The organism is Saccharothrix sp. BKS2 (assembly GCF_047689505.1).
Lineage (GTDB): Bacteria > Actinomycetota > Actinomycetes > Mycobacteriales > Pseudonocardiaceae > Actinosynnema > Actinosynnema lopnurensis.
Window position 1 is genome coordinate 33915 of sequence record NZ_JAUQOL010000016.1, and the last position, 24249, is coordinate 58163.

The 24249-nt window shown below is 72.9% G+C and carries 23 protein-coding genes; 15 read left to right on the forward strand and 8 right to left on the reverse strand.

Annotated features, from left to right (window positions below):
- Positions 1-72: 72 nt before the first annotated feature.
- From Q5530_RS30140 to Q5530_RS30160, 5 genes are all read left to right on the forward strand, one after another.
- On the forward strand, positions 73-399 hold the full coding sequence (locus Q5530_RS30140; RefSeq protein ID WP_415366211.1) for a PadR family transcriptional regulator: 327 nt from the start codon (positions 73-75) through the stop codon (positions 397-399).
- Positions 396-752: a DUF1048 domain-containing protein gene (locus Q5530_RS30145; protein ID WP_415366212.1), complete on the forward strand. Its 357-nt coding sequence runs from the start codon at positions 396-398 to the stop codon at positions 750-752. Before Q5530_RS30140 ends, Q5530_RS30145 begins: the two co-directional genes overlap by 4 nt.
- A gap of 1 nt (position 753) precedes the next feature.
- Complete coding sequence (locus Q5530_RS30150; protein ID WP_415366213.1) at positions 754-1080, forward strand: DUF1048 domain-containing protein; 327 nt, start codon at positions 754-756, stop codon at positions 1078-1080.
- Positions 1081-1765: 685 nt separating this feature from the next.
- Positions 1766-3073 carry an RICIN domain-containing protein gene (locus Q5530_RS30155; protein WP_415366214.1) on the forward strand — a complete coding sequence of 436 codons (1308 nt, stop codon included), beginning with the start codon at positions 1766-1768 and terminating at the stop codon, positions 3071-3073.
- Positions 3074-3174: 101 nt separating this feature from the next.
- Positions 3175-4596: an RICIN domain-containing protein gene (locus Q5530_RS30160; RefSeq protein WP_415366215.1), complete on the forward strand. Its 1422-nt coding sequence runs from the start codon at positions 3175-3177 to the stop codon at positions 4594-4596.
- 183 nt (positions 4597-4779) lie between these two features.
- Here the strand turns inward: Q5530_RS30160 and Q5530_RS30165 are convergent, their stop codons facing one another.
- Complete coding sequence (locus tag Q5530_RS30165; RefSeq protein ID WP_415366217.1) at positions 4780-5478, reverse strand: TetR/AcrR family transcriptional regulator; 699 nt, start codon at positions 5476-5478, stop codon at positions 4780-4782.
- A gap of 87 nt (positions 5479-5565) precedes the next feature.
- Here Q5530_RS30165 and Q5530_RS30170 point away from each other — a divergent pair, with 87 nt between their 5' ends.
- Positions 5566-7299, forward strand: coding sequence for an ABC transporter ATP-binding protein (locus Q5530_RS30170; RefSeq protein WP_415366218.1), 1734 nt, complete (start codon positions 5566-5568; stop codon positions 7297-7299).
- Positions 7296-9152, forward strand: coding sequence for an ABC transporter ATP-binding protein (locus Q5530_RS30175; protein ID WP_415366219.1), 1857 nt, complete (start codon positions 7296-7298; stop codon positions 9150-9152). Before Q5530_RS30170 ends, Q5530_RS30175 begins: the two co-directional genes overlap by 4 nt.
- Positions 9153-9279: 127 nt before the next feature.
- Here Q5530_RS30175 and Q5530_RS30180 read toward each other — a convergent pair whose 3' ends face one another.
- On the reverse strand, positions 9280-10977 hold the full coding sequence (locus tag Q5530_RS30180; RefSeq protein WP_415366347.1) for an alpha-glucosidase: 1698 nt from the start codon (positions 10975-10977) through the stop codon (positions 9280-9282).
- Positions 10978-11172: 195 nt separating this feature from the next.
- Positions 11173-12153: a polyphosphate kinase 2 gene (gene ppk2 / locus Q5530_RS30185; protein ID WP_415366220.1), complete on the reverse strand. Its 981-nt coding sequence runs from the start codon at positions 12151-12153 to the stop codon at positions 11173-11175.
- 510 nt (positions 12154-12663) lie between these two features.
- On the opposite strand from ppk2, the gene Q5530_RS30190 reads away from it, so the two are divergent.
- Entirely contained in the window at positions 12664-13794 is a 1131-nt protein-coding gene (locus tag Q5530_RS30190; RefSeq protein ID WP_415366221.1) for a SagB family peptide dehydrogenase, read from the forward strand.
- On the opposite strand, the gene Q5530_RS30195 is transcribed toward Q5530_RS30190, so the two are convergent.
- The gene (locus Q5530_RS30195) at positions 13781-14299 is read right to left on the reverse strand and encodes a pyridoxamine 5'-phosphate oxidase family protein (protein ID WP_415366222.1); all 519 of its coding nucleotides are present in this window, start codon (positions 14297-14299) and stop codon (positions 13781-13783) included. The two genes, Q5530_RS30190 and Q5530_RS30195, sit on opposite strands and share 14 nt — an antisense overlap.
- An 85-nt stretch (positions 14300-14384) precedes the next feature.
- Between Q5530_RS30195 and Q5530_RS30200 the strand changes: the two genes are divergently transcribed.
- A complete protein-coding gene (locus tag Q5530_RS30200) occupies positions 14385-14768 on the forward strand; it encodes a helix-turn-helix domain-containing protein (protein WP_415366223.1) in 384 nt (127 codons plus the stop codon).
- A gap of 70 nt (positions 14769-14838) precedes the next feature.
- Here Q5530_RS30200 and Q5530_RS30205 read toward each other — a convergent pair whose 3' ends face one another.
- The 3 genes from Q5530_RS30205 to Q5530_RS30215 all read right to left on the reverse strand — a co-directional run bounded on the left by Q5530_RS30205 (position 14839) and on the right by Q5530_RS30215 (position 18127).
- Entirely contained in the window at positions 14839-15429 is a 591-nt protein-coding gene (locus Q5530_RS30205) for a ClpP family protease (RefSeq protein ID WP_380638642.1), read from the reverse strand.
- Positions 15426-16058 carry a ClpP family protease gene (locus Q5530_RS30210; RefSeq protein ID WP_415366224.1) on the reverse strand — a complete coding sequence of 211 codons (633 nt, stop codon included), beginning with the start codon at positions 16056-16058 and terminating at the stop codon, positions 15426-15428. The genes Q5530_RS30205 and Q5530_RS30210 overlap by 4 nt, the downstream gene beginning before the upstream one ends.
- Positions 16059-16198: 140 nt before the next feature.
- Positions 16199-18127: a hypothetical protein gene (locus Q5530_RS30215; RefSeq protein WP_415366225.1), complete on the reverse strand. Its 1929-nt coding sequence runs from the start codon at positions 18125-18127 to the stop codon at positions 16199-16201.
- 237 nt (positions 18128-18364) lie between these two features.
- Between Q5530_RS30215 and Q5530_RS30220 the strand changes: the two genes are divergently transcribed.
- The 6 genes from Q5530_RS30220 to Q5530_RS30245 all read left to right on the forward strand — a co-directional run bounded on the left by Q5530_RS30220 (position 18365) and on the right by Q5530_RS30245 (position 23656).
- Complete coding sequence (locus Q5530_RS30220; protein ID WP_415366226.1) at positions 18365-19372, forward strand: adenylate cyclase; 1008 nt, start codon at positions 18365-18367, stop codon at positions 19370-19372.
- Positions 19369-20352, forward strand: coding sequence for a hypothetical protein (locus Q5530_RS30225; RefSeq protein WP_415366228.1), 984 nt, complete (start codon positions 19369-19371; stop codon positions 20350-20352). The genes Q5530_RS30220 and Q5530_RS30225 overlap by 4 nt, the downstream gene beginning before the upstream one ends.
- Positions 20349-21554, forward strand: a complete 1206-nt coding sequence (locus tag Q5530_RS30230; protein WP_415366229.1) for an adenylosuccinate synthetase — start codon at positions 20349-20351, stop codon at positions 21552-21554. The genes Q5530_RS30225 and Q5530_RS30230 overlap by 4 nt, the downstream gene beginning before the upstream one ends.
- On the forward strand, positions 21551-22219 hold the full coding sequence (locus tag Q5530_RS30235; RefSeq protein ID WP_415366230.1) for an NUDIX domain-containing protein: 669 nt from the start codon (positions 21551-21553) through the stop codon (positions 22217-22219). The genes Q5530_RS30230 and Q5530_RS30235 overlap by 4 nt, the downstream gene beginning before the upstream one ends.
- Before the next feature lie 32 nt (positions 22220-22251).
- Positions 22252-23118, forward strand: coding sequence for a GNAT family N-acetyltransferase (locus Q5530_RS30240; RefSeq protein WP_415366231.1), 867 nt, complete (start codon positions 22252-22254; stop codon positions 23116-23118).
- A 121-nt stretch (positions 23119-23239) separates the two neighbouring features.
- Complete coding sequence (locus Q5530_RS30245) at positions 23240-23656, forward strand: PRC-barrel domain containing protein (RefSeq protein ID WP_415366232.1); 417 nt, start codon at positions 23240-23242, stop codon at positions 23654-23656.
- Between the two features lie 62 nt (positions 23657-23718).
- Here the strand turns inward: Q5530_RS30245 and Q5530_RS30250 are convergent, their stop codons facing one another.
- Positions 23719-24162 carry a hypothetical protein gene (locus Q5530_RS30250; protein WP_415366233.1) on the reverse strand — a complete coding sequence of 148 codons (444 nt, stop codon included), beginning with the start codon at positions 24160-24162 and terminating at the stop codon, positions 23719-23721.
- Positions 24163-24249: the final 87 nt, after the last annotated feature.

Below are 24249 nucleotides of genomic sequence, written 5' to 3' on the forward strand. Positions count from 1 at the left end.
GCCTCCGCCTCCCGATACTGCGTGATACCGTGTACTGGTACTCAGTAATACGCAGTACTGGGAGGACCCGCGGTGGACGACCTGACGGAGATGCTGAAGGGCACGCTCGAAGGGTGCGTGCTGGAGATCATCGGCGGCGAGGAGACCTACGGGTACGCCATCACGCGTCGGCTGAACGAACTCGGCTTCACCGACGTCGTCGAGGGCACGGTGTACACCATCCTGCTGCGGCTGGAGAAGAACGGGCTCGTCCAGGTGGCGAAACGCCCGTCCGGGGTGGGACCGCCGCGCAAGTTCTACGCGCTCAACGACGCGGGGCGCAGGGAGCTGGCGACGTTCTGGGCGAAGTGGGAGTACCTCTCATCGCGGATCGACGAGCTCAAGAGGGGCGGGACATGACGTTCTGGGAGAACATCACGGGCGGTGACCTGACCAGGGAGTGGACGGGGTTCGAAGCACGGGCCGAGGCGTTGCCGGCCGATCACCGGGCGGCGTGGGAGCAGATCAAGGCCCACCTCCTCCCCTACTCGGACTTCACGGGTCGCAACCTGGTGCCGATCGTCGACGGCGCGCTGGGGCTGCTCGAGGAGACGGCGGCCGACGGACAGGACGTCCGCGACGTGCTGGGCGACGACATCGAGGGGTTCTGCGCGGCGCTGGCCGGCGGGGAAGGGGCCCGGAGCCACCGCGACCGGTGGCGCGAGCGGTTGAACGGGAACGTCGCGAGGAAACTGGGCCGGTCGGGGGGCTGAGATGGGCATCCGGGACATCATCGAGGACAAGAAGCGGTGGCGGGCGCACGTGGCACGGGTCAAGGCGCTCCCGCTGGACTACCGGATCGTCTACCGGGAGATCCAGCAGTACCTCTTCAAGGTCGGACCGGTCGACCTGCCCGACGGGCCCCTGCTGCCGGGGATCGTCGACTTCTTCGAGGAGGGCGCCGCGACCGGCAAGGGGGTCCTGGACCTCATCGGCGACGACGTCGCCGCCTTCTGCGACGACCTGGTCGGGGATTCGCGCACCCGCGCGGACGTCCTCCGGGAGTGCACCGGCCGGGAACCCGGCCCGGCCGAGAGGTGACCCCCGGTCGGCCCGAGGCTCGCGCCTCGGGCCGACCGGGCGGGCGGGCCGGGCCGTGCGGTGACCGAACGTCACACCCTTGACACCGCCGCGTCATTGCTCGCACACTATGACCGCCTCGAATGTTAACGCAAACATACGTGGCTCTCGCCCCACCGGGACGCCGCGGACGCCAGTCGACGGCCGCAGCGCGGTGTCATGGCGCCGACGGGCCACCGCCCGGGTCATGACGACCGGCGCCTCCCGCGCACAGCTGGACACCACCGACCCGAGCCGGTGCCCCAGGCCGGCCGATCGCCCGGCAGTCGTCGACACCCCGAGGAGATCAACGATGAACTCTTCACCCTCCCGCCGCGGACGCCCCACCCCGGTCGCCCCGACGACGGTGTGCCGCACCGGCCGCGAACGGCGTCGCGACTGATCCCGGAGGGGTGAACCGGGCCGACCACCGGGCGACCGCGCCACCGCCGAGGTCGCGCCCCCGGCCCCGTCCGAACCGGACGGTCGTTCCGCCGCGCCCGGCCACCGCACCCGGCCCACCACCGGCTCCCGCCGGAACTGCCGCGCCGCCGCGCCGCTCGCCGCGATCCCGGTCACCCTCCCGGCTGCGTGTTCACGCTAACACCGCACGGTCCTCTGTCGACCGCGGCCGCGCCGCGCACACCCCCGACCCAGGAGATCACCCGTGAACAGACAGAAGGTCAAGCGCTGGCTGGCCCGGCTCAGCCTCGTGGCGCTCACGGCCGCCGGCACCGCGGTGACCGTCGCGTCGCCCGCGCAGGCCGCCCCCGGCTACGTCTACACCACGTTCAAGGGCGACGCCGCCGCCGACCAGGAGCTCTGGGTCTACTCCTCGACCAACGGCACGAACTTCGGCGTGCTGGCCGACACGAACTACCGCGGCCCGTCCGGCGTGCTGCGCGACCCCAGCGTCATCCAGCACAACGGGCTCTACTACATCGCCCACACCGTCCAGTCCTGGACCACGAACTCGACGCACTTCAACATCGCCTCCAGCCCCGACCTGGTCAACTGGACGCACGTCACGAGCGTCAACTCCGGCGTCCCCAACACGCGGTTCACCTGGGCGCCCGAGTTCTACGTCGAGAACGGCACCGTCCGGATCATCGTGAGCATCGCCCAGACGACGTGCTCCGACTGCTTCCGCCCCTACGTCTTCACCGCCCAGAACAGCGCGCTGTCCTCCTGGAGCGCCCCGGCGCAGATGGGCGGCCTCGGCTACAACTACATCGACACCTACGTGGTGAAGTCGGGCAGCACCTACCACGCCTTCACCAAGAACGAGACCACCAAGTACATCGAGCACTGGACCAGCACGAGCCTCACCGGCGGGTGGGCCAACCGGGGCCGGCTGTGGAGCTCGGGCTACGAGGGGCCGGCCGTGCTGCGGATGGCCGACGGCTCGTGGCGCGTCTGGGTCGACAAGTACACCAACGGCGGCATCTGGACGGCCACCAGCTCGAACCTGGACTCCTGGTCGGGCCTGGGCCAGATCACGTGCCCCGGTTGCCGCCACGGCACGATCCTGCCGGTGGCCGACGTGCCCGGCGCGGTGCCCGCCTACCGCGTGACCAACCGCAACAGCGGCCGGGTGGTGGACGTCGTGTCGGCCTCCACCGCGAACAACGCCGAGATCAAGCAGTGGTCGTGGAACGGCGGCGGCAACCAGCAGTGGGAGTTCCAGGACGCGGGCGACGGCTGGTCCCGCATCGTCAACCGCAACAGCGGCAAGTGCCTGGACGTGGCGAGCGGCTCCACCGCCGACGGGGCGAACGTCATCCAGTACACCTGCGGCGGCGCCACCAACCAGCAGTGGCAGTGGCAGACCGACGGCGGCTACTCCCGGATCGTCGCCCGGCACAGCGGCAAGTGCCTCGACGTCGTCAACTCCGGCACCGGCGACGGCGCCGACATCCAGCAGTACACCTGCGGCGGCGGCGCCAACCAGCAGTGGACCCGCGCCCAGCTCTAGTGATGGGACACCTCATGACACCGATCACGGCGCCTGGCGCCCTCCCGCCAGGACCACCGCGGCGCGCCCGGTCGTGGCGCCGGTCGCTGACCACCCTGGCGGTGACCGCGCTCACCGCGGCGGGCCTCGTCGCCCCCGCGGCGCCGGCCACCGCCGCCACCAGCCAGTTCCGGGGGATGAACTGGGCCGTGCTGGGCGACAACTTCAGCACCGGCACGCTCGTCGTGCAGGGCCTGAACCTGTCCGACAGCAACGCGACGGTCCGGGCCAAGGCCAACGCCCTCTACGACGACATGGCCGCCACCCTGGGGGTCAACACCGTCCGGCTGCCCATCAACACCCACACCGTGGCCAACACGACCTGGTGGAACGCCTACCGCGGCGCCATCGACGCCGCGACCGCCCGCGGGTTCAAGGTCATCCTCGCCTACTGGGAGGACGGCGCCGCCTCCGGCGGCCGGATCACCAACCTCGCCGCGTGGAACACGATGTGGTCCAGCGTGACCAACACCTACGGCTCCAACGGCAACGTCTACTTCGAACCGATGAACGAGCCGCACGGCTACTCCTCGGCGGACTGGCGCAACGTCGCCGCGAACTGGCTCAGCTACCACACCTCGGCGGTACCGGGCCGGGTGCTCATCGGCGGCACCGGCTACAGCCAGGACCTGCGCGACGTCTGCAACGACAGCCGCTTCAACGCCACGCTGCTGTCCTTCCACCACTACGCCTTCTTCTACAGCCCGATGACCTACGACGCCTTCCGGAGCCACATCCAGGCGCGCCTGGGCAACTGCGCCTCCCGCGCGGTCGCGACCGAGTTCGGCGCGCCGATGTCCACCGGCCTCAACTACGGCGACGCCGGCAGCACCGACAACTTCGTGCGCCACATCCGCGCCATGGCCCAGGTCATGCGCGACAACCGGATGGGCGGCACCTACTGGCCCGCCATCGGCGGCAAACCCGGCGACATCGGCTACGACTGGTACTCGATGTACTCCCTGAGCGGCAGCGGCACCGACCTCGACCTGACCGTCCGCAACGCCTCCGGCGCCACCCGTCTCCGCTACGCGTGGGGCGACAACACCGGGAACGACCCCGCACCGACCCACTACCGCCTCGACGTCCGCCACAGCGGCAAGACCATGGACGTCCAGCAACCGAACACCGACGACGGCGCCCGCGTCGGCCAGTACACCTACGGCGGCAACGCCTGGCAGCAGTGGCAGTTCCAGGACGCGGGCAGCGGCTACTGGCGCATCGCCAGCCGCCACAGCGGCAAGTGCCTGGACGTGGTGAGCGCCTCCACCGCCGACGGCGCCGAACTCGTCCAGTACAGCTGCGGCAGCGGGACCAACCAGCAGTTCCAGCTGGTCGCCAACGGCAGCTGGTTCCAGCTCCGGGCGCGGCACAGCGGCAAGTGCGTGGACGTACCCGCTGCCTCCACCGCGGACGGCGCGATCCTCAAGCAGTACCCGTGCAACTCCGGCACCAACCAGCAGTGGTCGCGCACGACCGTCTGACGGTCGGCTCGACGTGACCGCGGAACCCCCGGCTCCGGGCTCGTGCCCCGGCGCCGGGGGTTCCGCCGTGCCCGGAGCGACGGGCGCCCCACGAACCGCTCCCGCCCGCCTCGGAACGCCGGAGGCCCGCACCACCACCGCCGTCGCGCGCGGGGGTGTTCGACCCGGCAGTCCCACCCGCAATCACACGATTGTGTCGATTTGGCCGGATTCCGGGAATTCAGCCTGGGGTTTTACTCGCAAATCCGGTCGCCCCGCCCGTTGATCCGGGCCATCCTGGGGCAGGGGCCGAGAGGCGAGGCCGTGCAGGAGGGGCAGGTAGATGTCGTCCACCAGCTCCGCCACCGCGTCCTCGGACAGGGGCGCGCCGCAGGCCATGGACTCGCTGCGGATCAGGTCCAGCGGCACGCGGGCCGCCCGGTGAGGCACCTCGACGGGCGGGAGCTCGCCCCTGGCCACGGCCCGGTCCACGATCGCGTCCAGCGGTCCGGTCAGCGGCGACCTCGACGTCAGGCGGTCGCGGAGGATCCCGGCCACCTCCGGGTGGCGGAACGCCTCGCCCATGACGCCCGCGATCATCTCGTTCATCATCGAGTCCGCCCGGCGGGCCACCGAGGAGAACAGGCCGACGAGGTCCTCCCTCAGGTCACCCGTGTCGGGGGTCGCCATCGAGACCGGGACCCGGCGGTTCCACGCCGCCAGGGCCAGTTCGGCCCGGCTCGGCCAGCGGCGGTAGATGACCGGCTTGCTCGTGCCCGCCCTCTTCGCCACCGCCTCGATGGTCAGCCGGGAGTAGCCGACCTCGCTCAGCTCCGCCCACGCCGCGTCCAGGACCGCGGCCTCCAGCTCGGCCCCGCGACGCCGCGACCTCGGTTCGGCCACCCTGCTCCTTAGATACGTTGCGTTTCTTATAAAACCGGTCTACCTTGCACACATTAGACACGATCCGTTTCCTATGGGGGAAGTTCGTTGCTCACCCGCTTGCTCCGCACACACCTGCGGCCCTACCGGCGAGAACTCACCGTCGTGCTGGTCCTCCAGCTCGTCGGCACCGTGGCCTCGCTGTACCTGCCCAGCCTCAACGCCGACATCATCGACTTCGGCATCGCCACCGGCGACACGGACTACATCCTGTCCACCGGCGGCTGGATGCTCCTGGTCAGCGTCGTGCAGATCGGCTGCTCCGTCGGCGCCGTCTACTACGGCGCCCGGACCGCCATGGGCTTCGGCCGTGACGTCCGCTCGGCCGTGTTCCACCGGGTCGGGGAGTTCTCCGCGCGCGAGGTCGCCTCGTTCGGGCCGTCCTCGCTGATCACCCGCACCACCAACGACGTGCAGCAGGTGCAGCTGCTGGTGGTGATGGTGTGCACCATGCTGATCGCCGCCCCGATCACGTGCGTGGCGGGCATCGTCATGGCGCTGCGCGAGGACTTCGGGCTGTCCTGGCTGCTGCTCGTGTGCGTGCCCGCGCTGGCCCTCTCGATCGGGCTGATCGTGGTGCGGATGGTCCCGCAGTTCCGGTTGATGCAGGAGCGGATCGACGCGGTCAACCGGGTGCTGCGCGAGCAGCTGTCCGGCATCCGCGTGGTGCGCGCCTTCGTCCGCGAGCCCCACGAGACCGAGCGGTTCGCCGGGGTGAACCGGGCGCTGACGGACACCGCGCTGCGGGTCGGCCGGTTGCAGGCGCTGATCTTCCCGGTGGTGATGCTGCTGCTGAACGCCTCCAGCGTGGCCGTGCTGTGGTTCGGCGCCTACCGGGTCGACGCGGGCCAGATGCAGATCGGCGCGCTGACGGCGTTCCTCAGCTACCTGATGCAGATCCTCATGTCGGTCATGATGGCCACCTTCATCTCGATGATGATCCCGCGCGCCGCGGTGAGCGCCGAGCGCATCAACGAGGTGCTGGACACCAGGTCGTCGGTGACGCCGCCGCCGAACCCGGTGGTGGAGCTGCCCCGGCGGGCCGAGGTGGAGTTCGTCAACGCGGGGTTCCGCTACCCCGGCGCGGCGGACGCGGTGCTGCGCGACGTGACGTTCACGGCCGAGGCGGGGCGGACCACGGCGATCATCGGCAGCACCGGCGCGGGCAAGACCACCCTGGTCAACCTCATCCCCCGGCTCATCGACGTCACCTCCGGCGCGGTGCTGGTCGACGGCGTGGACGTGCGGGAGGTCGACGCGGACGCGCTGTGCTCGCGCATCGGCCTGGTGCCGCAACGGCCGTACCTGTTCACCGGCACCGTCGCGAGCAACCTGCGCTACGGCAACCCCGCAGCCACCGACGAGGAGCTGTGGGCGGCGCTGGAGGTCGCCCAGGCGCGGAATTTCGTGGAGGCCATGCCCGAGGGGCTCGACGCCCCGATCGCGCAAGGCGGCACGAACGTGTCGGGCGGTCAGCGGCAGCGGTTGTCCATCGCGCGGGCGCTGGTCCGCAAGCCCGGCATCTACCTGTTCGACGACGCGTTCTCCGCGCTGGACCTGGCCACCGACGCGAGGCTGCGCGCGGCGCTGCGCCCGCACACCGCGCACGCGGTCGTGCTCGTCGTCGCCCAGCGGGTGTCCACGATCATCGACGCGGACCGCATCGTGGTGCTGGACAACGGGTCCGTGGTCGGCACCGGCACCCACCGCGAACTGCTGGACACGTGCCCCACCTACGTCGAGATCGTCGAGTCCCAGCTAACCCCGGAGCAGGCCGCATGAGCACCGCCACGACGAACCGCGCGCCCGCCCGGATGGGCGGGAACTTCCCCGGCATGGGGATGCCGATGGGCAAGGCGGAGAACTTCAAGCCGTCGGCGAAGAGGCTCGCGCGGCGGCTGCGCCCGGAGCGCAACACGGTCGCGGCCGTGGTCGCCCTGGGGGTCGTCAGCGTCGCGTTCGCGGTCGCCGGGCCGAAGATCCTCGGCCACGCCACCGACATCATCTTCAACGGCGTGCTCGCGCGGATGCGCGGCGTGCCGGGCGCCGGCATCGACTTCGGCGCGCTCGGCGAGGTGCTGGCCTGGGTGCTGGCGCTGTACCTGGCCTCCTCGCTGTTCGGCTGGGCGCAGGGCCGCATCCTCAACAACGTGGTGCAGCGGGTGATCTTGACGCTGCGGGCCGACGTGGAGGCGAAGCTGCACCGGCTGCCGCTGCGCTACTTCGACGGCCAGCCGCGCGGCGAGACCCTGTCCCGCGTCACCAACGACATCGACAACATCTCGACCACGTTGCAGCAGACGCTGAGCCAGCTGCTGACCTCGCTGCTGACCGTGGTGGGCGTGCTGATCATGATGATCACCATCTCGCCGCTGCTGGCGCTGATCGCGCTGCTGCTGATCCCGGTGTCGGTGGTGGTGACCGCCCGGATCCGCAAGGTGTCGCAGGCGCAGTTCGTGGCGCAGTGGAAGCACACCGGCGCGCTGAACGCGCACATCGAGGAGGCGTTCACCGGGCACCAGCTGGTGAAGGTGTTCGGCCGGCAGCGGGAGTCCGAGGAGGAGTTCCGGCGGCGCAACGACGAGCTGGTGGGTTCGGCGACGAGCGCGCAGTTCATGTCCGGCCTGATCATGCCGGTGATGATGTTCCTGTCGAACATCAGCTACGTGGCGGTCGCGGTGGTCGGCGGGCTGCGGATCACCTCGGGCGCGATGACGCTGGGCGAGGTGCAGGCGTTCATCCAGTACTCGCGCCAGTTCACCCAGCCGCTGACGCAGGTGGCGTCGATGGCGAACCTGATGCAGTCGGGCGTGGCCTCGGCCGAGCGGGTGTTCGAGGTGCTCGACGCGGAGGAGCAGGCCCCGGACCCGGTCGACGCGCCGGTGCCCGAGGCGAGCCGGGGCCGGGTGGCGTTCGAGCACGTCGGGTTCTCCTACCGGCCGGACCAGCCGCTGATCGAGGACCTGTCGCTGGTGGCCGAACCCGGCCAGACGGTGGCCATCGTCGGCCCGACCGGCGCGGGCAAGACCACGCTGGTGAACCTGGTGCTTCGCTTCTACGAGCTGGACTCGGGCCGGATCACGCTGGACGGCACGGACATCACCGCGCTGCGGCGCTCGGACCTGCGGTCGCGGATCGGCATGGTGCTCCAGGACACGTGGCTGTTCGGCGGCACGATCCGGGACAACATCGCCTACGGCCGCCCCGGCGCATCAGAGGAGGAGATCGTGGCCGCCGCACGGGCCACCTACGTGGACCGGTTCGTGCGCACGCTGCCCGACGGGTACGACACGGTGATCGACGAGGAGGGCACGAACGTCAGCGCGGGCGAGAAGCAGCTGCTGACGATCGCCCGCGCGTTCCTGGCCGACCCGTCGCTGCTGATCCTGGACGAGGCGACCTCGTCCGTGGACACGCGCACCGAATCGCTGGTCCAGCACGCGATGGCGGCGCTGCGGTCGTCGCGGACGAGCTTCGTCATCGCGCACCGGCTGTCGACGATCCGGGACGCGGACCTGATCCTGGTGATGGAGTCGGGCCGGATCGTGGAGCAGGGGACGCACGAGGAGCTGCTGGAGGCGCACGGCGCCTACCACCGGCTGTACTCGGCGCAGTTCGCCGCCGCTGCGGGGTGAGGCGGGGCCCCAGCGGGAGGGACGAGGCCGAGAGCCGTGGCGGGTTGAGGCCGGGGCACGGGGACCGCGAGGTCCCCGTGCCCCGGCACCCGGGACGGCAAAGGGTGCCGGGCTCACCGCTCAGGGCTCACCGCTCCAGGACCAGCGCCTCCCACGGTCCCAGCTCCGCCCGACCGGCCTTGACCCGCACCCGGTCGGTGTTGGCCAGCACGACGTGCTCGGCCGCCCACCCCGGTTCCAGCTCGACGCTCTCCTCACCCGGGCCGAGGTTGGCCAGCACGAGCAGGCGGGCGTCGTCCAGGGCGCGTTCGTAGCAGTACAGGTGGGGGTGGTCGGGCAGGAACATCCGGAAGCCGCCCAGGGCGACCACCGGCCGGGTGTGGCGCAGCTCGACCAGCCGCCGGTAGTGGTGGAACACCGAGTCCGGGTCGTCGTACTGGGCGGCGGCGTTGATCCGGGTGTGGTTGGGGTTGACCGCCAGCCACGGCGTGCCGGTGGTGAACCCGGCGTGGGGCCCGTCGTCCCACTGCACGGGGGTGCGGGCGTTGTCGCGGCCCATGGCGCGCAGCCCGACCATGACCACCTCGGGGTCCACCCCGCCGGCCACGGCCTCGCGGTAGTGGTTGAGCGACTCCACGTCGCGCAGGTCGTCGACCGAGGCGAACGGGGCGTTGGTCATGCCCAGCTCCTCGCCCTGGTAGATGTAGGGGGTGCCGCGGTGCAGGTGCAGCACGGTGGCGAGGGCGGTGGCCGACTCGCGCCACCAGCGGTCGTCGTCGCCGAAGCGGGAGACGACCCGGGGCTGGTCGTGGTTGTTCCAGTACAGGCTGTTCCAGCCGACCTCGGCCAGGGCGGTCTGCCAGCGGCCCAGCGAGCCCTTGAGCAGCCGCAGGTCCAGCGGGCGGGGGTCGAACTTGCCGCCGGGGCCGTGGTCCAGGGAGACGTGCTCGAACTGGAACACCATGTCCACCTCCCGACGGGCCGGGTCGGTGAACAGGCGGGCCTGCTCCCAGGTCACCCCGGGCATCTCGCCCACCGTCAACAGGCCCTCCCGGCCGGCGAACACCTCCCGGTTCATCTCCTGGAGGAAGTCGTGGACGCGGTCCCGGGTGCCGTAGTGGGGGTAGCCGTCCCCCAGCCCGGCGGTGCCGGTGAGCGCGCCGTCGGGCAGGGCGGGGTCCTTGGCGATCAGGTTGATCACGTCCATCCGGAAGCCGTCCACGCCCCGGTCCAGCCACCACCGCATCATCTCGTACACGGCCTGCCTGACCTGCGGGTTCTCCCAGTTCAGGTCCGGCTGGCGGCGGTCGAACAGGTGCAGGTAGTACTCGCCGGTCGCCTCGTCCGCCGTCCACGCGGGCCCGGAGAAGAACGACTCCCAGTTGGTCGGCTCGGCACCGGCCCGACCGACCGCGAAGCCCTCGCGCGGCGGCCGCCACCAGTACCAGTCCCGCTTCGGGCTGTCCTTCGACGAGCGCGACTCGACGAACCAGGGGTGCTGGTCGGAGGTGTGGTTGACCACCAGGTCCATGACCAGTTTCATGCCCCGGGCGTGCACCTCGGCCAGCAGCCGGTCGAAGTCCTCCAGCGTGCCGAAGGCGGGGTCGATCGCCCGGTAGTCGGAGATGTCGTAGCCGTTGTCGGCCTGCGGCGAGGCGTAGACCGGCGACAGCCAGACCACGTCCACCCCGAGCCGCTCCAGGTGGGCCAACCGGGCGGTGATCCCGTTGAGGTCGCCGACCCCGTCACCGTTCGAGTCGGCGAAGCTGCGGGGGTAGACCTGGTAGACCACCGCCGAGCGCCACCACCCGGCCTCCTGAGCCATCGACACCCTCGCGCCTCCCAGTCCGATGTGGATGATCATCGCGGACGCCGGCGACGACCGCGTCGCCCAGGGTAGCCGGCGGGGGGCCGATCGGCAGGCCCCGCCGGCACATCGGTCCCGGAGCGGCGTTCCGCGCGGGCGGTCGCTCCCCCGGAGCAACGGATCACCCGGGCGGTCGGCCACCGGAACGACGGGTCACACGGGCGGGTGCATCCCGGGCCCGTGGTCGGGGTCGTCCACCGGGGCGATCGGCGTCGGGCTCAACGACGCCTCGTCCTCGCCCTCCTCCAGCAGCGTCGCCGCCGGACCGACCACCTTCGGGTCGGGCTCCCCCACCACCTCGGGGTCCTTGTCGGTGTAGTCCAGCCGCGCCAGCACGCTGCGCATCGCCTCGATCCGCGCCCGCTTCTTGTCGTTGCTCTTCACCACCGTCCACGGAGCCGCCTCCGTGTCCGTGGCCCGGAACATCGCCACCTTCGCCTCGGTGTAGGCGTCCCACAGGTCCAGCGACCGCACGTCGTTCGGGCTGAGCTTCCACTGCCGCACCGGGTCCACCTGCCGGATCAGGAAGCGCGTCCGCTGCTCCGCCCGCGACACCGAGAACCACAGCTTGACCAGCAGGATCCCGTCGTCGACCAGCATCCGCTCGAACGTCGGGGCCTGCCGCATGAACCGCTCGTACTGCTCGTCGGTGCAGTACCCCATCACCCGCTCGACCCCGGCCCGGTTGTACCAGGACCGGTCGAACAGCACGACCTCGCCCTCCGTGGGCAGGTGGTCGACGTACCGCTGGAAGTACCACTCGCCCTGCTCGCGGTCGGTCGGCTTGCCCAACGCCACCACCCGCGAGCCCCGGGGGTTCAGGTGCTCGGTGAACCGCTTGATCGTGCCGCCCTTGCCCGCCGCGTCCCGGCCCTCGAACACGATGACCACCCGGCGGCCCGTGTCCTTGATCCAGTACTGGAGCTTGAGCAGCTCGATCTGCAACAACCGCTTCGACAGGTCGTACTCCTCGCGCGACATCCGCTCGGGGTACGGGTAGTTCTCCCGCCACGTGTCCACCAGCGACCCGTCGCGGCGGCGCAGCACCGGGTCGTCGCCGTCCTCGTAGTCCACCACGAAGCCGTCGACCGACAGCTCCGGGAACCGGTCCGAGATGTCGAGCGCGTTGTTCACACGGTCGACGTACCCCCGCCGCCACCACCGCAAACAGCCGTCCGGAAGGCCCCTGCGGCCCGGACGGCGGCCACGACCGCTTTCCCCGCACCACCGGGGAGATCGCGACTCACCGGAGCGGAAAACGGCGAGCCACCAGGGGCTCCGTCACTCACGCGAGTGGTTCGGCGATCCGATGGCGGTAGCCGTGTGGTGCCCGGCCGACGCCTCGCGGATGGTGGAGACCGCGAGCCCGGAGGGCCGCGGATTCCTCTCGACACCCGATCACCACGGAGACCCGCGAGGAGGTGAACACGATGCGCACCATCCACATCACGGCCAGGAAGGTCGTCCGGCGCGACCGCAACGCCAAGTACTGGGCCTGGGAGTGGCAGAACCAGTGACCAGCGGCTGAGCGAGGGGGTGGGCACCCGACTCGCGTGCCGGGCCCGCCCCCCGCTCCGCCACCACAGCCCAGCCGCCCCGCCCAGCGGCCCCGCCACCACAGCCCTCTCCACCACGGAGGACCTCATGCGCCTGCGCCGCCCCCGCGGTGTGGTCTGCTACTGGCACGACGGCGAGTTCGTCGCCCACCCCTACCCCGGCGGCGGCCCCACCGCGCTGCACCCCGTGGTCGCCGAGGTGCTCACCGCCTTCGACGACTGGGTGGAACCCTCCAAGGCCGCCGAACTGCTCGACCACCTCACCCCCGACACCTTCGCCGCCGCCGTGGACGCCCTGCGCGAGGTCGGCCTCCTGCTCACCGAGGACACCCCCGAGGCCGAGCGCGACGCCCACGTCCACCGCGCCTGGGGCTCCTGGGCCCCCGAGGCGCCGTTCTTCCACTACGCCACCCAGGACATGGTGCGCGCCGACCACGACGACGACAGCCACCAGGCGGACGTCCCGCGCGAACCGCTGCCCTCGATGTTCACCGGCTACCCCGACGCCGACCGCGTCCTGCTCCCCCGCCGACCCGTCGACCTCGCCGCGCGCTACGACCACGTGCTCTACCGCCGACGCACCCACCGCGACTTCACCGACGACCCCGTGCCCCTGGACACCCTCGCCGCCCTGCTCGCCACCACCTTCGGCCCCGTCGACTACATCGACTGCGGCGTCGGCGCCCTGTACCGCCGCACCAGCCCCGCCGGCGGCTCCCGCCAGGAGCTGGAGGGCTACCTGGCCATCCGCGACGTCACCGGCGTCGCCCCCGGGCTCTACCACTACAACGCCCTGGAGCACTCGCTGGAACTGCTGGCCGGGGGCTTCACCGCCGAGGAGGGCACCCGCATGGGCGCCGACCAGGACTGGGTCGGCCGCGCGCCCTTCCTCGTGGTGCTCACCGCCGTCATCGACCGCATGTACAGCAAGTACCGCACACCCCGCTGCTACCGGGTGTCCCTGCTCAACGCCGGGCACCTCGGCCAGACCTTCGTGCTCACCGCCACCGCGCTCGGCCTCGGCCCGGCCCAGACGGGCGCGTTCCGCGACACGCTCGTCGCCACCCGCTTCGGCCTGGACAACGTCGGCCACACCCCGCTCTACCTGCTGGCCGCCGGGTGGCCGCACCCGGAGCCCCGGCGCGTTCCGCCCGTCGCCGGGCTGGAGACCTTCCGCCGGAACCGGCTCCCGGCCGAGCCGCCCCTCACGGGGCGGTGAGCTTCGCGAGGTCGGGCGCGTAGACGGTCATCCAGTGCGGGCGCAGCCGGTAGAAGACCACCTCCTCGTCCCAGTCGAAGGCGTCGTCGCCGTAGAACCCCTTGAAGTAGGCCAGCAGGTCCGGCCAGTCCGCGGCGGGCTCGCCGGCGCGGGGGTTGAGCTCCTCCACCTCGCCGTGCGTGAACACGCCGAGGTCCTCGCCGCGCATGTGCGCGGCGCTCGCGGCCGGGCGGGCGGCGAGGTGCCGGGCCTTGGCGGCGCCGCGCGCCGTGCCGAAGTGCCACCTGCCGTGCAGGAAGTGGCCGTCCACGCCGCTGACGCGCGGCTCGCCCTTGGCCGTCACGGTGGACAGGGCGAGCGTGCACATGCCGGTCAGGACCCCGGTGAGCTGCTCCGCGGTCGTGGTGTGCCCGCTGACGATCGAGCGGAGGTGGGAGGTGGAGCGGGACAGGGAGGCGTCCAGCAGGGCCTGGAGCTCTGCGAGTTCTTCGCGGGTTTCACGCACACACCACCGTAACGATCTCCCGGGCCGCGTTTTCGCCGGGAGCGGAACCCCTCCCCGGGCGCCGGACGGGGGTCAGGATGGCGGTATGGCGGACATCCTCCCCTTCCACCAGAAGCGCGCCCGCACCCCGGAACGGGTCCCGGACCCGCTGTGGCGCGTGCTGCTGGGCCGGAGCCTGCGGGCGGCCAGGGAGGAGCGGGGCAGCCGCCTCGTCGACGTCGCCGAGCGGGCCGGCATCTCGCCGCAGTACCTGTCGGAGATCGAGCGCGGCCGCAAGGAGCCCTCCAGCGAGATGATCGCCGCGGTCACCGGCGCGCTCGGCGTCGACCTGGCCGACCTGCTCACCGGTCTCGCGAGCGACGTCCGGCGGAACCGCGGCACCGGCCTCGCGAGCCACGTCCGGCGGGACCGCGGCGCGGGTCCCGCGGCGGGGCGCAGCCCCTCGGGGCCCGTGCTCCTGGCCGCCTGAGGCCGAGTCCCCGACCGCCGGCCACCGACCGCCGGCCACGTCCCCGACCACCGGGTCCGAGGCGACGTCCTCAGACCCGGCGGTCGAGGACGTGGTCCGCGAGCCCGTAGGCGACGGCGCCCCGCGCGTCGAACACGCGGTCCCGGTCGGTGTCGTGCCGCAGCTGCGGCACACCGCGACCGGTGTGCGCCGAGAGGATCTCCTCCAGCTGGGTGCGCACCCGCACGACCTCGTCGGCCTGGAGGATGAGGTCCGGGATGGTGCCCCGGCCCTGCGCCGCGGGCTGGTGCAGCACCACCCTGGTGTGGGGCAGCACGAAGCGGCGCCCGGCCTCTCCCGCCGCCAGCAGCACCGCTCCGGCCGCGACCGCCTGGCCGACGCACGTCGTGGTCACCGGCGCCTTGACGTAGCGCATGGTGTCGTAGAGGGCGAGCATCGCGGACGGGTCGCCGCCCTCGCTGTTGATGTAGAGGTTGATCTCCCGCTCCGGGCTGTCCGCCTCCAGGTGCAGCAGCTGGGCGATCAGCGCGTTGGCCACGCCGGAGTCGATCGCGGTGCCGAGGTAGACGATCCGCTCCGACAGCAGGTGCGAGTAGACGTCCATGACCCGCTCGCCGCCCACGCCGCGGGTGATGACGCTGGGGATGGTGTAGGTGCTCATGCGCGGGTCCCCGCCTTCTGGCCGAGGCCGAGGCCCAGCTCGTGCGTGCGCACGGGCACGACCTGGCCGAGATCGCTCACGACGTGGTCGATGAAGCCGTAGTCCAGCGCCTGCCCGGCGGTGAACCAGCGGTCGTGCAGGGAGTCGGCGAAGATCTCGTCGACCGGCCTGCCGGTGTCCGCCGCGGTGAGCCTCAGCACGGTGTCCCGGGTGTGCCGCAGGTCGTCCGCCTGCACCTGCACCTCGACCGCGGACCCGCCGATGCCCGCCGAGCCCTGGTGCATCATGATCCTGGCGTGGGGAAGGGCGAAGCGCTTGCCCGGCGTGCCCGCGGAGAGCAGGAACTGCCCGGCGCTGCACGCCAGCCCCAGGGCGAACGTGGCCACGTCGCACGGCACGAGCCGCATCACGTCGCGGATGGCCAGCATCGCGGCGACCGAGCCGCCCGGCGAGTGGATCCACAGCGCGATGTCCCGGCCCGGGTCCTCACCGGCCAGGGAGAGCAGTTGGGTGGCGAGCACCGTCCCGTTGTCGTCGTCGAGGGGCCCGTCGAGGACGAGCACCCGCTGGGCGAGGTACCGCTCGCGGAGCCGGTGGTCGAACATCGGCTGCTTCTGGTTGTCGGTCATGCCCCGACGATGCCGCCACCCCGGCTCCGGGCGCCGCTTTCTCCGCCGTGAGCGGATCAGCTCACGGCGGACCGGCCGAGCGGCGGGCGCCCTCCGCCGCCCCCGCCCTCCGCCGCCCCCTCGCTCAGGCGCCCCCGCGCTCAGGCGCGGTACCTCTCCACCCGGTCGTACAGCAGGATCGAGCCCTGGCCGCTGTGCTGGGAGAGCCGGCTGTAGGCGTGCTCGACCCGGCCGCGCAGGGTGTCCTCGGGGTCGCCGAGCGGGTCGCCCGCGATCCACAGCGCGGCGACGAGCCTGGCCAGGGCCGCGCCGTGCGGACCGGTCGGCGGGACCCCCTCCGCGAGGAGTTCGACCTGGGTGAGCGGGTCGTGGTCGCGCGGCAGCCGGTTGGGCGCGCCGGTGATGAGGTCCAGCTCCCGCAACCACCCCCGGGCGGTCGGCTGGTCCAGCGGCCCGTCGGAGGTGAACGGGCCGGCCAGGTGCGCCACGACCGAGCGCACGTCGCCCAGGGCGAGGTCGTGGTAGCGGGCCTCGGTCGTCCGGCCCCGGGCCTCGTGGTGGTCGCGGTACCGCCGGTGCACCGCGTCCCAGCCGCGCGCGGGGTCCTCGCGGTGCGCGAGCCGGTGCAGCAGCAGGGTGCGCAGCCACGGGTCGAGCACGACGCGGGGGCCGTTCTCGTCGGGTTCCAGGGTGAGCAGGAAGTGGTCGAGCAGGAACGCGTGGAGCTCGTCGCCGCCGTCCGGCGGGCCGGCGTCCGGCGCGGTCGGGTCGGGCAGGAACTCCACCCCGCGTCCCGCGCTCGCCGTGACCAGGTCCTCCACCCGCTCCGCCGGCAGGTCGCGCAGGAGCTGCGCCAGGGCCTCGTCGGCGAGGGAGGCGTTGCCCGCCGGGGAGGCCCGCGCGGACAGCAGCCGGCGTGGCGCGACGGGGCTCTCCCGGCCGGCCGGCACGTCGAGCACGATCCGCAGGCCGCCGGGGTGGCCGCGGGTGAGGCGGTGGGGCAGGGACCGGGGCAGGCCGGGCACGGCGGCGCGGACCACCACGTCCTCGGTGTCCGCGGCGTTCAGGTGCCCGGGGTGCACCAGGTACCAGGGCCGCCACTCGGTGGCCGAGCGCGCGTCCCGCTCGGCGTCCTCGGGGGTGCGCGGCAGGGGCAGCGGGGCGGTGCCGCCCGCGGGTGTGCCGGGCCGCCGCCAGGCGTCGTCCCAGTCGGTGTTCCAGGTCCGGCTGGTGGCGATCACGGCGACGTGGTCGCCGACCGCCGCGGACCGCTCGCGCGCGGCCAGGTAGGAGGTCAGGAACGCCTTGCCCTCCCCGGTGTGGACGTTGTCCAGCAGCACCGCGCAGCGGGCGCTCCGCCGGGGGTGGTCGGCCCGGCCGGTGAAGTGCCGGTGCAGGTCGGCCAGGAAGGCGTCGAAGAGGGTGTTGTCGACCGCGCGGCGGTCGGCGGGCGACCCCCGGTCCACCCGGTCGAGGGCCGCCGGCAGGTCGCGGGGGTCGCGGGGCGCGCCGCGCGTCACCTGGCGGACGGCGCGCAGCAGCCGCCGGCGGGAGAACCAGTCGAGGCCGTGGAGCAGCACCCCGGTGGCGGAGGGGGCCCAGCCGGGCAGCCCGTCCGGTTCGCCGACGAGCCGGACCAGCTCCAGCACCCGCGGCCGGTGCCGCTCCAGCAGGTGGTCCTCGCTCATCAGGTCGCGGAGTTCGGCGAGCGCGCCGTCGCGGTCGCCCGGGTCGCCGGCCAGCACCAGCGCGCACAGCCACAGCCGGGGGAAGGCGATCCGGTCGGCCCCCGGCACGTCCCGGCCCAGGTCGAGGGCGATCCCGGCGAGGGCGGCGCCGGGCCGCCGGACCCCGGCCGGGTCCTCGAAGTCCAGCAGCGCCAGGGGCACCCCGTCGGCGCACCGGTCGCGGACCCTGCCCAGCAGGGCGGTCTTGCCGGTGCCGCGCGACCCGAGCGCGACGACCAGCGGCAACGTCCGGGCGCGGCCACCCGGCCGCTTCACCAGTTCGTCGACCAGGCCGGTCGTCACCCCGCGGAACCCCGCTAACGCGCTGTCGTCACCGGACATGGATCTCCTGATCTCGTGGTGGGGCCGTGGTCGGCCAGTATGGGAGCGGCGCTGCGGCCGGATGGCGGAATCGGGCCCGGTTCAGCCTGTTGGCTCAGAGATCACCGCGATGGAGCACCGGGGGTGATCCGGCAGTAGTCACGCCCGCAGGTGCTTCCCACCCCGGCACGGGCACGTGACCCAGCACACACCGGTATTCCACCCCGAACCCCGGTTTGAGTCGTATAGACTCAAACCATGTTCACCAGGCAGGAAGCACTCGACCGGGTCGAGCGGGCGACCTCGGCGGCCGACCTGTTCGGTCCCGTCGACCCCGCCCGGCACCGGGAGGCGCAGCGGCTGTACCGGGCGCTGACCGCCGTGCTGCACCCCGACCGGGTGGGGCCCGCCGACACCAGGGCCCACGCCGCGTCCGCGGAGCTGACCAGGCTCCACGACGAGTGGCGGCGCGGCACGTCCGTCGAGCTGCGCACCGACCGCGGCGCCTACCGGATCACCGCCCTGCACGCGGTGGGCAGCGTCGCGAACACCTACCTCACCGACGGCCCGCACGTGGTCAAGGTGGTGCGCAACCCGGCGCTCAACCCGCTGGCCCACGCCGAGTGGGACGCGCTGGACGCGCTCGCCCGGTTCACCGACGAGCACCGGTGGCTGCGGCCCTACTACCCGCGCCTGGTCGACCGCTCCGGCCCGGTGGCCCGCGGCGAGCGCGCGTTCACCGTGCTCGAACCCCTGGTGGACGGGTTCGTGACGCTCGCGGACGTGCGGCGGGCGTTCCCGGGCGGCCTGGACGGGCGCGACTGGGCGTGGATGCACCGCAGGCTGCTGCGGGCGCTCGCCGGCGCGCACCGGATCGGCCTGGTGCACGGCGCGGTCGTCGCCGAGAACGTCCTGGTCCACCCCGAGCAGCACGGCGTCGTGCTGGTCGGCTGGTCCTTCGCGGTCGAGAGCGGGCAGCGACCGCTGGCCACCGGCAGGACCGTCGACTACCCGCCGGAGGTCCACCTCGGACAGCCGGTCACCGCCGCCACCGACGTCCACATGGCACACGCGCTGATGCTGGGGGTGCTGGCGGAGCACGAGACCCGGCAGCGCGCCTTCGCCCGCGGGTGCGCGCAGGACGACCCGGCCCGGCGGCCCGACGCCGCCGACCTGCTCACCGAGTACGACGACCTGCTCGAAGACCTCTACGGCGAGCGGACCTTCCGCCCGTTCGCCCTCCCCCCTACCCCGACAGGAGCATGACCGTGGGACACGGCAAGTGGGACGACAACGCCTACGCGGCGGCCAAGACCTTCCGCGCCGCCAAGGGCATCGACGACTTCGGCTACACCGCCGCGATGCGCGGCAAGCCCAGGAGCGAGTGGCGGGCCGACCCGTCGCTGGACCCGAAGGACGCGGTGCGCGAGTGCCGCGACTCGGCCGACCACGCCGACTCGACGCCCATCGCGGTGCTGTTCGACGTCACCGGCTCGATGGGCCGGGTGCCCAAGGTGATGCAGACCAAGCTCGGCAAGCTGCACGGCCTCATCCAGCGCAAGGGCTACCTCACCGACCCGCAGCTGATGTTCGGCGGCATCGGTGACGCCGACAGCGACCGGGTGCCGCTCCAGGTCGGGCAGTTCGAGTCGGACAACCGGATGGACGAGCAGCTGCGCACCATCCTGCTGGAGGGCGGTGGCGGCGGGCAGAAGAGCGAGTCGTACGAGCTGGCCGCCTACTTCGTGGCCCGGCACGTGGTCACCGACGCCTGGCAGAAGCGCGGCCGCAAGGGCTACCTGTTCCTCATCGGCGACGAGCTGAACAAGCCCCGGCTGGAGGCCCGGCACATCCGCAGGATCATCGGCGACGACGTGCACCAGGACATCGACCCGGTCTCGGTCTACCGGGAGCTGGAGCGCCGCTGGCACGTCTACTACGTGCTGCCCAACCAGTCGGCCTACTACAACGACCCGGAGATCGCGGAGCACTGGCGCGGCGTCCTCGGGCAGCGCTTCCTCAAGCTCGACGACCCCGGCGCGGTGTGCGAGCTGATCGCCGCCACGATCGGGCTGGAGGAGCGCGTGGTCGACCTGGACCAGGCGATGGTGGACCTGGCCGAGATCGGGTCGGCGGCGGAGAGCGCGGCGGTCGGCAAGGCGCTGGTCGGCGTCGGCGGCAAGACCCTGACCAGGTCGGCCACGCCCCCGGCGCTCGACGGTCCCGACGACGTGACCCTGACGTGAGCGGAGCGGGTGTGAACGGCGTGGACGGGCACGTGGTGGTCGTCGGCCTCGGGTTCGGCGACGAGGGCAAGGGCGCGGTGGTCGACGCCCTGTGCCACGACCGCGAGACGGTGTCGGTGGTCCGCTTCAACGGTGGCGCGCAGGCCGCGCACAACGTGGTCGCGGACGGCAGGCACCACACGTTCAGCCAGTTCGGGTCCGGCACGCTCGCCGGCGTGCCGACCCACCTGTCCCGGCACGTGCTGGTCGAGCCGATGGCCCTGGCCGGCGAGTCGCGGGAACTGGCCGGGCTGGGGGTGCCCGACCCGCTGGGGCTGCTGTCGGTCGACGCCGGCGCGCTGCTCACCACGCCGTTCCACATCCGCGCCAACCGCGCCCGCGAGGACGCCCGGGGGCGCTCGCGGCACGGTTCGTGCGGCAAGGGCATCGGGGAGACGGTCTGGTACTCGCTGCTGGCGGGCGCCCGCCCCGGCGACGTCGTGGAGCACCAGGAGGTCCTGGGCGCGCCGGGCGCGGCGCCGCGGGTCGGCGACTGCGCCGACCCCGCGGCGCTGCGGCGCAAGCTCGACGCGCTGGCCCGGTTCTACGAGCCGCTGATCGGGTCGGGCACGTCGGTGGCCGAGCTGGTGTCGCTCTACCGCGACTTCGCCGACGCGGTCCGGATCACCCGCGGCGACGAGGTGGGCCGGCTGGCCGGGCGGGGCCGGCTGGTGTTCGAGGGCGCGCAGGGCGTGCTGCTCGACCAGCACCACGGCTTCCACCCGCACACCACCTGGTCCACCACCACCCCGGACAACGCCCGCGAGCTGCTGGGCGGCCGCCCGGCCGCGGTCGTCGGGGTGACCCGGACCTACCAGACCCGGCACGGCGCCGGGCCGCTGCCGACCGAGGACCCGGCGGTGGCGGCCCGGTTCCCCGAGCGCCACAACGCCACCGGCCACTACCAGGGCGCGTGGCGGGCCGGCCACCTGGACGCGGAGCTGCTGGAGTACGCCGTGGCCGCGTGCGGCGGGGTGGACGGGCTGGCCGTGACGCACCTGGACGCGACCGGGCTGAAGGTCGTGCCCCGCCGCGGCGCGGCGCCCGAGGACCTGCCGGACCCGCTGGCCTGGTTCGAGGCGCGCCGGCCCGTGCTGGTCACCGGCAGCGGCCCGGACCGGGACCGCTACGCGGTGCGGGCGTGCGCGACAATCGGTCCATGATCGAGTCGACCCCGGTGTCGGTGGACGTGCTGGCCCTGCGCTTCGACCCGACCGCGCGCACCGTGCTCCTGGGCGTCGCCCACCGCGCCCAGGAGCCGTTCGCGGGCGAGCTCGCCCTGCCCGGCGTCCTGCTGGGCCGGGGCGAGCGCCTGCGCGACGCCGCCCGGCGCGCGGTGCGCGACAAGCTCGGCGTGCCCGAGGAGGCGGTCACCGCCTCCGGCCAGCTGACCACGTTCGACGAGCCCTCCCGCGACCCGCGCGGCCCCACGCTGTCGATCGCCCTGTGGGCCGCGGTCGACCCGGGCCGGCTCACCGGCGGCCCCACCACGTGGACGCCGCTGGCCGACGTGCCGCCGCTGGCCTTCGACCACGACCGGATCGTGGCCGACTGCCGCCCGATCCTGGCCGACCGCCTCTGGCGCGACGTCGGGTTCACCGCCGGCCTGCTCGGGCCCGAGTTCACCACCGCGCAGGCCCTGGACGTCACCGAGTCCCTGACCGGCGACCGCCCCTACCCCGCCAACCTGGGCCGGACCATGGAGCGCGTGCCCGGCCTGGAGCGCACCGCCCAGCACGCCGCCGCCCTGCCCAGGGGCGGCCGCCCGCCCTCGGTGTGGCGGTGGGTCCGGCCGGACCCCGGACGAGCCGAGCCGACCACCCGCTGAGCGCCACCCGGCGGTGGTGTGGAATCCCGGGTATGGCGATCACCTTGGACGAGCCGGGGGCCGACGGGCCGAGCGGCGCCCTGGCCGCGCTGCGCGAGTGGCAGCACGACGGGGCTCCGGCGCAGCTGCACCCCGGCGACCTGGGCTGGTTCCGGCGGTTCGGCGCGGAGGCGACGGCCGCGGCGGTCCGGACCTGGAGCCGGGACGGGCGGATCCTCGCCGTCGGGCTGCTCGACGACCCCGAGCTGCTGCGGCTGACCACCGCGCCGGACGCCCGGCGGGACGAGGAGCTGGCGCGGCGGGTGGTCGAGGACGTGGCCGAGCCGGCGCGCGGCGTGCTGGTGCCGGGCCGGGTCTACGTCGACGCGCCGGCCGACGCCCTGGTCCGGGACCTGCTGTTCGAGGAGGGCTGGCGGACCGACGAGCCGTGGACGCCGCTGCGCCGCGACCTCGCGGAGCCGGTGGAGGACCCGGGCCTGCGGATCGAGGTGGTCGGGCCGGAGCAGGCGCCCGTGCGGACCGCCGTGCAGCGGGCGTCGTTCGACAGGTCGACGTTCACCGACGAGCGCTGGCGCGCGATGGCGGCCGGACCGGCGTACGCGTCGGCCCGGTGCCTGGTCGCCCGCGACGACCGGGGTGAGGCGGTGGCGGCGGTGACGGTGTGGTCGGCCGGTCCGGGCAGGCCCGGGTTGCTCGAACCGATGGGCGTGCACCGGGACCACCGCGGCCACGGCCACGGCCACGCGATCGCCGTCGCCGCGGCGGCCGCGCTCCGGGAGCTCGGCTCGTCGAGCGCACTGGTCTGCACCCCGAGCTCCAACGTCGGCGCCGTCGCCACCTACGCGTCGGCCGGCTTCCGGCCCCTGCCCGAGGTCCACGACCTGTGCCGGGGCGCCTAGCAGGCGCCCCCGGTACCGGATCGCACCCGCCGATCCCCCGGGAGCGGGTTCCCATGATCGCCGGAACGGGTACCACCTCCCGGTGGCCGGCGTCCGGTCACCGCACGAAGGAGAGACGACCATGACTGCGATGGAGCCGCACCCGTTCCCGTTCGCCCCGTGGATCTGGCGCGACGCGGTGGCGATCCTCGACACCCGCAACGAGGCCGTCGGCGACCGCGACCGCCCCGACGTGGGCCTGCTCGGGTACGAGGTCGAGGCGGTCGACGGCCGGATCGGCAAGGTGGACGAGGCCAACGCCCGGGTGCCCGCCGACTGCCTGCTGGTCGACACCGGCACCTGGCTGACCAGCCACCAGGTGGTGCTGCCGGTCGGCGCGGTCGCCCGCATCGACCACGACGGCAGGATGATCCACGTCGACCGGACCAAGGAGCAGGTGACCAGCGGGCCCGAGTACGACCCGGACACCTTCGACGCCGACGAGTTCCGCGCCCGCCTCGGCGACTACTACACCGAGAGCTACCGCACCGCGCCCTGATGGTGCCGCACGGGGGCTCGGGGACGACACCCCCCACGTCGTCCCCGAGCCCCCCGCACGGGTCAGAAGACGTGCACGCAGCTGCCGGTGCGGCGGACCATCCCGGAGCCGGACGAGAACCACATGACCGGGTAGGCCACGCAGCCCGAGCCGATGTGGCTGGAGCGGGTGTGGGTGCCGGTGTTGCCACCGGCACCCACGACACCCCGGTAGACGACCAGCGGCGGGTTGGGGTTGCCCACGTAGGTGATGCCGAGGTCGACCGCTTTCTGCACGCCGTTGGCGTGCCAGTAGCCGATGCCGACGACCCCCTGCGTACCGATCGCCCCCTTGACGTCCATGCAGAGCGTGCCCATGTGCCTGTTGGCCTCGTCGTTCACGGGACTGCACTTCTGCCAGTAGGTCGCCGACGCCGACGGCGGTGACGCCTGGGCGCCGGGCGTCAGCAAGGTCGACACCAGCGCGGACATCGCGCCCAGCAGGATTGCGGTGCGGCGAAAACGCATGTGTTCCTCCCCTTGGTAGATCCTCGGTCCGAACCGTTCGAGGGGAACGTTAGGGAGGATCGGGGGCGAGGTGCCGGCACGGCGCTG

Excerpts from the sequence above, each read along its gene's own strand:
- Q5530_RS30145 (WP_415366212.1), top strand. The coding sequence starts at position 396 with ATGACGTTCTGGGAGAACATCACGGGCGGTGACCTGACCAGGGAGTGG.
- Q5530_RS30150 (WP_415366213.1), top strand. The coding sequence starts at position 754 with ATGGGCATCCGGGACATCATCGAGGACAAGAAGCGGTGGCGGGCGCAC.
- Q5530_RS30175 (WP_415366219.1), top strand. The coding sequence starts at position 7,296 with ATGAGCACCGCCACGACGAACCGCGCGCCCGCCCGGATGGGCGGGAAC.
- Q5530_RS30180 (WP_415366347.1), bottom strand. The coding sequence starts at position 10,977 with ATGGCTCAGGAGGCCGGGTGGTGGCGCTCGGCGGTGGTCTACCAGGTC.
- Q5530_RS30190 (WP_415366221.1), top strand. The coding sequence starts at position 12,664 with ATGCGCCTGCGCCGCCCCCGCGGTGTGGTCTGCTACTGGCACGACGGC.
- Q5530_RS30200 (WP_415366223.1), top strand. The coding sequence starts at position 14,385 with ATGGCGGACATCCTCCCCTTCCACCAGAAGCGCGCCCGCACCCCGGAA.
- Q5530_RS30205 (WP_380638642.1), bottom strand. The coding sequence starts at position 15,429 with ATGAGCACCTACACCATCCCCAGCGTCATCACCCGCGGCGTGGGCGGC.
- Q5530_RS30210 (WP_415366224.1), bottom strand. The coding sequence starts at position 16,058 with ATGACCGACAACCAGAAGCAGCCGATGTTCGACCACCGGCTCCGCGAG.
- Q5530_RS30215 (WP_415366225.1), bottom strand. The coding sequence starts at position 18,127 with ATGTCCGGTGACGACAGCGCGTTAGCGGGGTTCCGCGGGGTGACGACC.
- Q5530_RS30220 (WP_415366226.1), top strand. The coding sequence starts at position 18,365 with ATGTTCACCAGGCAGGAAGCACTCGACCGGGTCGAGCGGGCGACCTCG.
- Q5530_RS30225 (WP_415366228.1), top strand. The coding sequence starts at position 19,369 with ATGACCGTGGGACACGGCAAGTGGGACGACAACGCCTACGCGGCGGCC.
- Q5530_RS30235 (WP_415366230.1), top strand. The coding sequence starts at position 21,551 with ATGATCGAGTCGACCCCGGTGTCGGTGGACGTGCTGGCCCTGCGCTTC.
- Q5530_RS30240 (WP_415366231.1), top strand. The coding sequence starts at position 22,252 with ATGGCGATCACCTTGGACGAGCCGGGGGCCGACGGGCCGAGCGGCGCC.
- Q5530_RS30245 (WP_415366232.1), top strand. The coding sequence starts at position 23,240 with ATGACTGCGATGGAGCCGCACCCGTTCCCGTTCGCCCCGTGGATCTGG.
- Q5530_RS30250 (WP_415366233.1), bottom strand. The coding sequence starts at position 24,162 with ATGCGTTTTCGCCGCACCGCAATCCTGCTGGGCGCGATGTCCGCGCTG.